Source organism: Streptomyces sp. NPDC002776, from assembly GCF_053592195.1.
In genome coordinates, this window is record NZ_JBSFVG010000017.1 from 156100 (window position 1) to 167429 (window position 11330).

At 71.2% G+C, this 11330-nt stretch carries 9 protein-coding genes; 1 reads left to right on the forward strand and 8 read right to left on the reverse strand.

What is annotated here, in order from left to right:
- Window positions 1–70: 70 nt before the first annotated feature.
- The gene (locus ACWD11_RS29010; protein ID WP_451286489.1) at window positions 71–742 is read left to right on the forward strand and encodes a hypothetical protein; all 672 of its coding nucleotides are present in this window, start codon (window positions 71–73) and stop codon (window positions 740–742) included.
- A gap of 19 nt (window positions 743–761) precedes the next feature.
- On the opposite strand, the gene ACWD11_RS29015 is transcribed toward ACWD11_RS29010, so the two are convergent.
- The 8 genes from ACWD11_RS29015 to ACWD11_RS29050 form a co-directional block, all read right to left on the reverse strand.
- Window positions 762–2279 (reverse strand): NCS1 family nucleobase:cation symporter-1, encoded by a 1518-nt coding sequence (locus ACWD11_RS29015; protein WP_389420711.1) that lies wholly within the window; start codon window positions 2277–2279, stop codon window positions 762–764.
- Window positions 2280–2406: 127 nt separating this feature from the next.
- Window positions 2407–3426 carry a TIGR03842 family LLM class F420-dependent oxidoreductase gene (locus ACWD11_RS29020; protein WP_451286491.1) on the reverse strand — a complete coding sequence of 340 codons (1020 nt, stop codon included), beginning with the start codon at window positions 3424–3426 and terminating at the stop codon, window positions 2407–2409.
- Between the two features lie 11 nt (window positions 3427–3437).
- Window positions 3438–4832: a dihydropyrimidinase gene (gene hydA / locus ACWD11_RS29025; RefSeq protein ID WP_389420709.1), complete on the reverse strand. Its 1395-nt coding sequence runs from the start codon at window positions 4830–4832 to the stop codon at window positions 3438–3440.
- 31 nt (window positions 4833–4863) lie between these two features.
- The gene (locus ACWD11_RS29030; protein ID WP_451286493.1) at window positions 4864–5706 is read right to left on the reverse strand and encodes a nitrilase-related carbon-nitrogen hydrolase; all 843 of its coding nucleotides are present in this window, start codon (window positions 5704–5706) and stop codon (window positions 4864–4866) included.
- A gap of 155 nt (window positions 5707–5861) precedes the next feature.
- Window positions 5862–7436: a PucR family transcriptional regulator gene (locus tag ACWD11_RS29035; protein WP_451286495.1), complete on the reverse strand. Its 1575-nt coding sequence runs from the start codon at window positions 7434–7436 to the stop codon at window positions 5862–5864.
- A gap of 35 nt (window positions 7437–7471) precedes the next feature.
- Window positions 7472–8761 (reverse strand): aspartate aminotransferase family protein, encoded by a 1290-nt coding sequence (locus tag ACWD11_RS29040; protein ID WP_451286497.1) that lies wholly within the window; start codon window positions 8759–8761, stop codon window positions 7472–7474.
- Entirely contained in the window at window positions 8758–9600 is an 843-nt protein-coding gene (locus ACWD11_RS29045) for a nitrilase-related carbon-nitrogen hydrolase (protein ID WP_389420705.1), read from the reverse strand. The genes ACWD11_RS29040 and ACWD11_RS29045 overlap by 4 nt, the downstream gene beginning before the upstream one ends.
- A gap of 158 nt (window positions 9601–9758) precedes the next feature.
- Entirely contained in the window at window positions 9759–11201 is a 1443-nt protein-coding gene (locus tag ACWD11_RS29050) for a hypothetical protein (protein WP_451286499.1), read from the reverse strand.
- Between the last annotated feature and the right edge of the window lie 129 nt (window positions 11202–11330).

The following is an 11330-nucleotide window of genomic DNA, read 5'->3' on the forward strand; positions in this document are numbered from 1 at the left end:
AGCCGTGCGAAACTGCCGTCCCGTCCGCAGTGCGGACCCCCTCCGCACCGTCCCCCACGAAAAGTGCGCCGTGCGTTCCTACCCCCTCCCGCTCGCCCTCACCGCCCGTCTGTCCCCCGTCGTGGTGCTCGCCGTGGCGGGCTGGGCGCTGACGTCCGGCCCGTTCGCCGCGGAACCGGAGGCCGCCGCGCCGCAGGCGCAGGAGAGGACGGAGCACAAGTCGGCCTCGGCACCCTCGACCTCGGCCGCGTCGAAGACGTACACCGGGGCCCCCGCGCCCTGCGACAGCGTCTCCTCGGCCACGGTCAAGTCGCTGGTTCCGGGCGCCAAGGCCGCCGGCAAGGAGATCCCGTCCACGGACACCGAGCTGCGCCGCACCTGCTCCTGGAACGCGCTCCAGGGGTACGACTACCGCTGGCTCGACGTCTCCTTCGAGATCATGGACTCGGACGAAGCGGCACAGAAGTCGTACCAGCAGCGAGTCGAGGACAAGAGCGGCGGAGGGGATGTTCCGGGCCTCGGGGACGCGGGGTATTCGGTGGTGAACCTGACCACCGAGGACAAGCAGCAGACCCGCGAGGGCGTGGTGCTGGCCCAGGTGTCCAACGCGCTGGTCGTCGTCACCTACAACGGCAGCGACTTCGAGACGAAGCAGGCGCCCGGCTCGGACGAGATCAACAAGGGCGCCATCAAGGCCGCCAAGGAGGCGGTGGCGGCGCTGGAGGACGGTCGGAAGGGGTGACCGTCCTCCCGCGGGTCCGCTAGGCGCTGCGCCGGCGCGGCAGCATCAGCGCGAGATACAGCACCATCGAGGTGCCCAGACCCACCGCCCAGCCGTAGTCGGCGAGCGGGGAGAGCGCCGGGACGGGCGTGCCGTCGATCAGCGGGTCGAAGTCCGCGCCGCCGATGGCCAGCACACCCCCGGCCAGGAAGGCCACGACGGCCCGCCAGTTCCAGCCGCCCTCGTACCAGTAGCGCCCGCCGGTGCGGTACAGGTCGGCCAGGTCGAGCCGGGCGCGGCGCAGGATCCAGTAGTCGGCGATGAGGATGCCGGCGACCGTGCCGAGCAGTCCGCCGACCAGGCCGAGCCAGGTGAAGATGTAGCCCTGCGGGTCGGAGTACAGCTTCCAGGGGAAGATCAGCACGCCGAGGACACAGGTGGCGAGCGCGCCGGCGCGGAAACTGATCTTCCGGGGCGCGATGTTGGAGAAGTCGAAGGCCGGGGAGACCAGGTTGGCGGCGATGTTCACCGACAGGGTCGCCACCAGCACGGTCACCAGGGCGAAGAGCAGTCCGACCACGTTGTCGGTCTTGGCGGCCAACTGCACCGGGTCCCAGATCGGTTCGCCGTAGACCGCCGCCGAGCCGGAGGTGACCATCACCGACAGGAACGCGAACAGCGTCATGGTCGTAGGGAGTCCGAGAGCCTGTCCCCAGGTCTGGGCCTTCTGGCTCTTCCCGTACCGGGTGAAGTCCGGGATGTTCAGGGAGAGCGTGGACCAGAAGCCGATCATGCCCATGAGGGAGGGCCAGAACAGCTTCCAGAAGTCACCGCCCCAGCCGAGCTTGGAGGGCTGGTCCAGCAGCGGACCGAAGCCGCCGGCCTTCTCGCTCATCCACCACAGCATCACGAAGGCGCCGACCAGCACGAAGGGCGCCGCCCAGTTCTCGAACCGGCGGATCGTCTCCATGCCCCGGTAGATGATCGCGACCTGGATCGCCCAGAAGATCGCGAAGGACAGCCACATGGTCCAGGCGTACCCGCCGATCCTCCCCGCGTCGGCCCAGCCGTCCCCGATCAGCTTCCCGGCCAGGAAGAAGATCGCCTCGCCACCGATCCAGGTCTGGATGCCGAACCAGCCGCAGGCCACCAACGCCCGTACGACGGCGGGCAGGTTGGCGCCGCGGATGCCGAAGGAGGCGCGCGCGAACACCGGGAAGGGGATGCCGTACTTGGGTCCGGCGTGCCCGGTGAGCAGCATCGGCACCAGCACGATCACATTGGCCAGCGCGATGGTGAACACCGCCTGCTTCCAGTCCATGCCGACGGCGATGAGCCCGGAGGCCAGGGTCCAGGAGGCGGTGTTGTGGGCCATGCCGACCCACAGGGCGGAGAAGTTGTACGTGGTCCAGGTCCGCTTCTCCACCGGAACCGGGAGCAGGTCGTCGTTGGCGTAACGGCCGCTGGGCGGCGGGGACCCCGGGGCGAGCTCCACCCGGCCGTCGGCCAGGGTGACTTGGGAGGACGGCGGTATCGCCGTGGGAGCGGTGTCGGTCATGGGCAGGCCAATCAGGGACGGTGGGACGGGAAAGGCCGTGCGGGTGGCGCCGATGGGGGTGCGCTGAGGGAATGCGCCCTGGGCCCCCTCCCCGGGACGGCGGGGAGGGGGGTCTCGGGGAGGAAGGTCAGCCGCGGAGCGCGGGGATGACGTGGGCCCCGTACGCGTCGATGACGGCTTCCTGGGCGTCGTGCATGTCGTAGACGGCGAACTGGTCGACGCCCAGCTCGCGCAGGGCGGTCAGCTTCTCGATGTGCTTGTCGACGGGTCCGATGAGACAGAACCGGTCGACGATCTCGTCCGGCACGAAGGCGGTGTCGGGGTTGTCGGCCCGTCCGTGGTGGGAGTAGTCGTACCCCTCGCGGGCCTTGATGTAGTCGGTGAGTTCATCGGGTACGGCGGCGGAGTGCTCGCCGTACTTGGACACCAGGTCGGCCACATGGTTGCCGACCATCCCGCCGAACCAGCGGCACTGCTCGCGCGCGTGGGCGAGGGCCGCGGGCGAGTCGTCCTCGGTGACGTAGGCGGGGGCGGCGACGCAGATCTTGACGTCGTCGGCCGGACGTCCAGCGGCGACGGCCGCGTCCTTGACCGCTTTGACCATGTACTCGGTGAGGTACAGGTCGGCTAGTTGGAGGATGAAGCCGTCCGCCTCCTCGCCGGTCATCTTCAGCGCCTTCGGGCCGTACGCGGCCATCCAGACGGGGAGTTCGGCGCCCGGTCTGATCCACGGGAACCTGATCACGGTGCCGCCGAGGTCGGCCTCCTCGCCGCTGCCGAGGGCGCGGATGACCTTCATGGCCTCGCTGATCCGGGCGAGGGTGTTGGGCTTGCGGCCGGCCACCCGCATCGCGGAATCGCCGCGGCCGATGCCGCAGATCGTGCGGTTGCCGAACATGTCGTTGAGGGTGGCGAAGGTGGAGGCGGTGACCTCCCAGGTGCGGGTGCCCGGGTTGGTGACCATCGGCCCGACCGTCAGCTTGGTGGTGTGGGCGAGGATCTGGCTGTAGATCACGAACGGTTCCTGCCACAGCACGGCGGAGTCGAAGGTCCAGCCGTGGGTGAAGCCGTTGCGCTCGGCCCGCTTCATCAGGCTGACGACCTTCGAGGCGGGCGGGTCGGTCTGCAGGACGAGTCCGAAGTCCATGTGCGCCACTCCTAGATGAGGTACTGACAGGTGGAGCGGGGCGTGTAGACCCCGTGCCCGGCGCGGCCGGTGTACTCCCGCTCGCTGATGACGACTTCGCCGCGCGAGAGGACCGTCTCCACCCGGCCGGTGACGCGCCTGCCCTCGTAGGCCGAGTAGTCGACGTTCATGTGGTGGGTCTGCGCCGAGATGACCTGCTCGGCGCCCGGGTCGTAGATGACGACGTCGGCGTCGGAGCCGGGCGCCAGGGTGCCCTTCTTCGGGTACATGCCGAACATCCGGGCCGGGGTGGCGCAGGCGATCTCGATCCACCGGCGGCGCGAGATGTGCCCGTCGACGACGGCCTGGTGGAGGAGGTCCATACGGTTCTCCACGCCCGGCAGACCGTTGGGGATCTTGGAGAAGTCGCCCCGGCCGAGCTCCTTCTGGCCCACGAAGCAGAACGGGCAGTGGTCGGTGGAGACGACCTGGAGGTCATTGGTGCGCAGCCCCTGCCAGAGCCTGGACTGGTGCTCCTTGGGGCGCAGCGGAGTGGAGCAGACGTACTTGGCGCCCTCGAAGCCCGGCTCGGCGAGGTTGTCGGTGGACAGGAACAGGTACTGCGGGCAGGTCTCGCCGAAGACGTTGAGCCCGTCGTCGCGCGCTCGCGCCAGCTCGGCGACCGCCTCCATCGCCGAGACGTGCACGACGTACAGCGGCGCGCCCGCGACCTGCGCGAGCCGGATGGCGCGGTGCGTGGCCTCGGCTTCCAGCAGCGCCTTGCGCACCTCCCCGTGGTAGCGAGGATCGGTCTCCCCGCGCGCCAGGGCCTGCTCCACCAGCACGTCGATGGCGATGCCGTTCTCGGCGTGCATCATGATCAGGCCGCCGTTCTCGGCGGAGCGCTGCATGGCGCGCAGGATCTGGCCGTCGTCGCTGTAGAAGACGCCCGGGTAGGCCATGAACTGCTTGAAGGAGGTGACGCCCTCCTCCACCAGCAGGTCCATCTCCTTGAGCGTGTCCTGGTTCACGTCGGAGACGATCATGTGGAAGCCGTAGTCGATCGCGCAGTTGCCCTCGGCCTTGGCGTGCCAGGCGTCCAGGCCCTCGCGCAGGCTGTGTCCGACGCTCTGCACGGCGAAGTCCACGATGGTGGTCGTACCGCCCCAGGCGGCGGCCCGGGTGCCGGTCTCGAAGGTGTCGGAGGCGAAGGTGCCGCCGAAGGGCAGCTCCATGTGGGTGTGGGCGTCGACGCCGCCCGGGATGACGTACTTCCCGGTGGCGTCGATCGTGCGGTCCGCGCTCCAGCTCTGCGTACCGGGCACGGCGAGGGCGGCGACGCGGCCGTCCTCGATCAGGACGTCGGCGTGGACCTCGTCGGACGCGGTGATGACGAGACCGCCGCGGATGACGGTACGGCTGCTCATGGTCCCTCTCCTCCCGGGGTGGGCGGTGTGCTCAGGGTGCGGTCAGCGGGGGGTAGGCGTCGGGGCGGCGGTCCCGGTAGAACTGCCAGCGGTCGCGGACCTCGCGCAGCTTGGCCATGTCCAGTTCGCGGACCACGAGTTCGGTCTCCTTGTCGGAGGCCACCTCGCCCACGAACCGGGCCTCGGGGTCGACGAAGTACGTCGTCCCGTAGAAGTCGTTGTCGCCCAGCTCCTCGACGCCGACCCGGTTGATCGCCCCGACGAAGTACTCGTTGGCGACGGCCGCCGCCGGCTGCTCCAGCTGCCACAGGTAGGCGGACAGGCCGCGCGAGGTGGCCGAGGGGTTGAAGACGATCTCGGCGCCCGCGAGGCCCAGTGCCCGCCAGCCCTCGGGGAAGTGGCGGTCGTAGCAGATGTAGACGCCGATCCGGCCGACCCGGGTGTCGAAGACGGGCCAGCCGAGGTTGCCGGGCCGGAAGTAGAACTTCTCCCAGAACCCGGGCACTTGGGGGATGTGGTGCTTGCGGTACTTGCCGAGGTACGAGCCGTCCGCGTCGAGCACGGCGGCGGTGTTGTACAGCACGCCGGGCTGCTCCTCCTCGTACATCGGCAGGATCAGCACGATGCCCAGCTCCCTGGCGAGCGCCTGGAACCGCCGGACGATCGGGCCCTCGGGGATCTGTTCGGCGTACTCGTAGAACGCCTTGTCCTGCACCTGGCAGAAGTACGGTCCGTAGAACAGTTCCTGGAAGCACAGCACCTGTGCGCCCTGGGCGGCGGCGTCGCGGGCCGCCTGCTCGTGCACCTGGATCATCGACTCCTTGTCGCCCGTCCACGCGGTCTGGAAGAGGGCGGCACGGATCACTCGGCTCATCGGGACCTCCGGTCGCTCGGTGTGCAGCGAGACTAGGAAGTCCGGGCGCGTGCTTCGATTGGCACGGTGTCACGTCTGCGGGCATCCGGCGTGCCACGGTGTCACCCTGTCTCAGGCCCATGTTTCACCGCCGTTTTCCCAGGTCGTGGCATGTTTCAGCTCTGTTGCGCATCGTGGGCGAGCAGGGCGATGTGCACCGAGGCGGCCTGCTCGAAGTCGTCGAGGTCCACTCCGAGGCGGCCCTGTATGGCTTCCAGCCGGCGGTAGAGCGCGGGCCGGGAGACATGGTGGAGCTGGGCGGTGCGGGACTTGTTGCGGCCGGTGGCGAGGTAGGTGCGCAGCACCGCCAGCAGGTCCTCCTCCGGGCCGCGGAGCAGTCCGTCCAGCTCCCGTTCCGCGAAGGACTGCACCTGCGGGTCGTCCCTCAACAGCCGGATCAGGCCGCGCAGATGGACGTCCCTGAGGCGCACCACCGCGGGGACGTCGAGGACGTCGGTCACGGCGTCGGCGACATGCCGCGCCTCGCGCAGTCCCGCGGGCACGTCGTCCCAGGCGGCGCGGGGGTCGGCGGCGGCCACGACGGTGCCGGGTGCCTCCGCGCGCAGCCGGGTCGCGAAGTTGGCGGTGAGCACGCCCGCGTCCTGGTCCCGGGCGAGGCTCAGCAGGACGGCGGTGACCGGGTCGGCCAGCTCCGCGACGATGCCGGGGAGTCCCAGCGTCCGCAGCACCCGGTCGAGGTGGACGGGGTCGCCGCCCCGGACGACCAGCGGCACGAAGGTGCGCCGGTTGACGGGCAGTCCGGCCGCCCGCGCCCGCGGCAGCAGCTGCCTGGCCGGTACGATCCCGCTGACCAGGTCGGTGAGCAGGCCCTGCGCGGACTGCTCCTCCCAGGTGCGGGCGGAGGTGCCGCCGAGCATGCGGTGCAGCACCAGGGCCTCGGCGGCGCGGTCGGCGAGCAGCCGTCCGGTGGCGGTGTCGCCGCGGTGGCCGCACAGCACGATCCGGCCCCAGCGTTCGCCCCGGCCGCCGAGTTCGGCCCGGATCCAGCCGTCGCCCGCACTGCCTCCCCCAGTGCCTGAAAGGCCTGGGTGGTGCCCCCATGCCTGCCGGGCGATGCGGTCCCAGTCGCGCAGCACGTCGTCCACGGCCGACCGCTCGCCCGCGGTGGCCAGCACCCGGTGGGCGAGGTTGGTGACGACGACCGGGCAGGCGCTGTGCAGGGCGATCTCGTCGAGCAGCCGCTGGAGCGGGGCGCCCGAGGTGATCAGGGCGGTGAGCGCGGTCCGTACCGACTCCGAGAGGCTGACGGCGGCGAACTTCCGCCGCACCAGCCGGGACTGGACCTCCTCGGTCAGCTCGGCGAAGGGGAAGGGCCGGTGCAGGACCACCATCGGCAGCCCGCACCGCTCGGCCGCCCGGCGCATCGCGTCCGGGGCGGCAGGGAAGGCGCGGCCGAGTCCGAGGACCACGGCCGCGGCCTCCGCGCGGTGCAGGGACCGGATGTACTCGGCCTGGGCGCCGTCGTCACCGGCCAGAAGCACCCCGGTGGTCAGCACCATCTCGCCGCCCCTGAGCATCACGCCGACGTCGGCGGCCTCGGCCACGTGCACCCAGCGCACCGGCCGGTCGAGCTGGCCGGCGCCGGCCACCACCTCGGGTTCCCCGGCCAGCACCCGCTCCAGGGCGAGGACCTGACGGACCGACAGGGCGGGTTCCAGGGTGGTGGTCATGGCGGTGTCCCTTGCTGAAGGCTCCGCGGAGCGCGTTACTGAAGGCTCCGCAGAGCGCGTTCGAGGATCGCGGCACCCTCCTCGGCCTCCGCGACGGACAGCGACAGCGGCGGGGCGATTCGCAGCGCACTGGTGTCATGACCGCCGCCCTTGCCGATCAGGAGCCCGTCCGCGCGGGCCGCCTCCAGGACGGCGGCAGCCGCCTCGGGAGCAGCCCGGTCCGTCCCGGGCTCGGCCAGCTCGATGCCGATCATCAGGCCGCGCCCGCGCACCTCTCGTACGTACGGCACCTGCGCGCCGACCGCCCGCAGCCGCTCGATGAGCAGTCCGCCGACCCGCCGGGCGTTGCCCTGGAGGTCGTGCTCCAGGAGGTACGTCAGGTTGGCGAGCCCGGCCGCCATGGTGATCTGGGTGCCGCCGAACGTCGAGATACTGTTGGCGTCCAGGCAGTTCATGATCTCGGCGCGGGCGATCACCCCGCCGATGGACATCCCGTTGCCGATGCCCTTGGCGAAGGTGACGATGTCCGGCGGACCGTTCCTGCCGTGCGCCTGCCAGCCCCAGAAGTGGTCGCCGGTGCGGCCCCAGCCGGTCTGCACCTCGTCGGCGATCCAGAGGATGCCGCGCTCGGCGAGCACCTCGCGGAAGGCCGCGTACAGGCCGTCCGGCGGGGAGGTGAAGCCGCCGACGCCCTGGACGGGCTCGGCGATCAGGGCGGCGGGCGCCCGGGTGTGGCCGAGCAGGTCCCTCAGGTCCTCGACGCAGGCCGCGATGAAGTCCTCGTCGCTCAGCGAGGCGTACGGGCCGCGCGTGCGGACCCCGCCGTGGACGTACAGCGTCTGCAGCGGGGACAGGGAGGTCGGGGACCAGCCGCGGTTGCCGGTGATGCCGACCGCGCTGAAGGAGCGGCCGTGATAGCTGTTGCGCATCGCCAGGAGCGTGTTGCTGCGCCGGTGGGCGGTGGCGAGCAGCAGGGCGGTGTCGGTGGCCTCGGTGCCGGAGGTGGTGAAGAAGACCCGGGCGTCCGGGATGCCCGACAACTGGGCCACCCGCTCCGCGAGTTCGACCATCGGGCGGTTCAGGTACAGGGTCGAGGAGTGGACGATCCGCCCGGCCTGTTCGCTCACCGCCTTGGTCACCTCGGGCAGCGCGTGCGCGGTCATCGTGGTGAGGATGCCGCCGAAGAAGTCGAGGTACTTGTTGCCCTCGGCGTCCCAGACATGGCGGCCCTCGCCGTGGGTGATCTCCAGCGGCTCCTCGTAGTAGAGGGCGAGCCAGTCGGGCAGCACCCGGCGGTGGCGTCCCAGCAGATCGTCGGCCGTCACGGCTGCACCAGCCCTTCGTAGGCGTCGGGGCGGCGGTCACGGTAGAACGCCCACTGCTGCCGCACCTGTTCGATGACGTCGAAGTCGAGGTCGCGGACGAGGAGTTCCTCCTTGCTGTCGCTGGCGACCTCCCCCACGAACTGTCCGCGCGGATCGACGAAGTAGCTCGTCCCGTAGAAGTCGTTGTCGCCGTACTCCTCGACGCCGACGCGGTTGATCGCGGCGACGAAGTACTCGTTGGCGACGGCCGCCGCGGGCTGCTCCAGACGCCACAGGTGGGAGGAGAGCCCGCGGTGGGTGGCGGACGGGTTGTAGACCAACTGGGCGCCGTTCAGACCCAGTTGCCGCCAGCCCTCCGGGAAGTGGCGGTCGTAGCAGATGTAGACGCCGACCTTGCCGACGGCGGTCTCGAAAACCGGCCAGCCGGCGTTTCCGGGTTTGAAGTAGTACTTCTCCCAGAAGCCCTTGACCTGCGGGATGTGGTGCTTGCGGTACTTGCCCAGGTAGGAGCCGTCGGCGTCGATCACGGCCGCGGTGTTGTAGTAGAAGCCGGACTGCTCGATCTCGAAGACCGGCACGACGATCACCATGCCGGTCTCGCGGGCGAGTTCGCGCATCCGGCGCACGGTCGGCCCGTCGGGGACGGGCTCGGCCCAGCGGTAGTGCTCCGGATCCTGCACCTGGCAGAAGTAGGGGGCGTTGAAGACTTCCTGGAACCCGATCACCTGGGCGCCCCGGCGGGTCGCCTCGTGTGCGTGCTCCTCGTGTTTCGCCACCATGGACTCGGTGTCGCCGGTCCAGGTGGCCTGGACCAGAGCGGCGCGTACGACGTTGGCCATGAGCTGCTCCTTCGACGGGACGTCAGAGCCTCTACGCCCGTAGATGCAGGCCGTAGAGGCACGAACGTAAGCCTCCTGGACGGGCTTGCCAAGACCATCGTCGGCAACCCGCTGCGGCGATCCGGTTTCACACTCCTGTGGGTGAGTCCCGCGGCCCATCAGGCGGCGAAGCCGGCGACCCGCAGCGCGTGGACGAGATCCCAGTGCCGCTCGTCCGACACACCCCGTGCGGCCTCCAGCAGCAACGGTACGAGGGTTCCCGGGTCCGCGGCCACGCTGCGGGCGGCCTCCGCGGGCGTGCGGACCCGTACGTAGGCGTCCAGCAGGGCGCCGATCTCGCGCCGGCGCCCTTCCCCGGCGAGCCCCAGCACGACCTGTCCCATCTCGTCGGCGGACCGGACGACTCCCTGCCGCATGATCTGCTCCGCGTCGCCCTCGCGGCCCGCGGCGACCAGCGCGTCCGCCGCCGCGACCAGCCGGTCGGCGGGCAGCGAGGCGGCCTCCCACAGCAGGGTGGCCCAGTCCGCGCCGAGCCCGGCCCGCTGGAGCTCGACGGCGAGCAGGGGGTACCGGCCGGGCGACGAGTACGTGATCTCGGCGAGCAGCGCGTGCGCCTCACCGCTACGGCCCTCGCGCCGCAGCCGCAGCAGCCTCTCGACGGCCCCCGCGACCTCGCGCCGGTCCGCGCCGTCCACCGGCTCGACCAGCGGCTGCGCGGCTGCTTCCACGACCTCGGCGGCCCCGGCGAAGCGGGCACCCCTGGGGGTGCGACGGCCCGGGGCGTCGGAGGGCTCGGGGAGGGACGGTACGGCGGTGGGCGGTACGACGACGGGGGCGGCGGCCTCCTCCCCCATCCCGGCGAAACGAGCGCCGCCCCGACGCCGCTTGCGCTGCTTGGGGACGGGGACGGGGGCGGGAGCCCCGGCCGAGCTGCCGGCGCCCCAGGAGGGGGACGCCTGGCCAGGGGGTTGCGCGGTATTCGTGCCGGGGGCTTGGGGGCGGGGGGTGCGGGCGTGTGTGTTGGGCGCGTGAGGGCCGGGGGCGGGGGCGTGCGCGTTGGGTGCCTGAGAGCCGGGGGCGGGGGCGTGCGCCGAGCGGCGGTCCAACTCGGCCATTCTCGAACGGAGTTCAGCGCAACGGGCCGTGGCTCGTGCGTGGTCGTCGCGGGCCCAGGCGAGGTCGAGGCGCAGTGCGTCCGCGTGATCCTGCGTGGTGGCCGCGGCCAGCGAACGACCCAGCTCCGCCTGCCGTTCCGCGGCGTACCGCTGCTCGCGGAGCATCACGTCGAGCCGGTCACCGAGGGCGTCCCGGCCGCCGGGGCGGGTGTCGTGGGCCAGGAGCGCGGCGGCGTGCCGCGTGCGCGCTCCGCCCGCCTCGGCGCGGGCGGCTTCGGGGCCGTACTCCGAGGCGAGGTCCTGGAGGAGCGCCTCCACCACGTCCCACGGCGGCATTTCACGGCCGTCGAGGCAGGCGCGCATGCCGTCCGGATCGCGCTGCCAGAACACCCCGCACCAGCCGCCGCCCTGATCGAGGCGCGCCATCAGACCGTTCAGGTAGTTCGCGAACTCCCGCACCTGAGCCGGGAGTTGTTCCACAGCCATGCTGAACTCCCGCCAGACCGGAACACTCCGGTCCGTAGGCAACACCAGTCGTGTTACGGGGAGGCTACGGGGAGTTTTCCGGCGGAACGCAGAGTGCGCCCACCCTGCCGGAACGTGACCGCGAGAAGC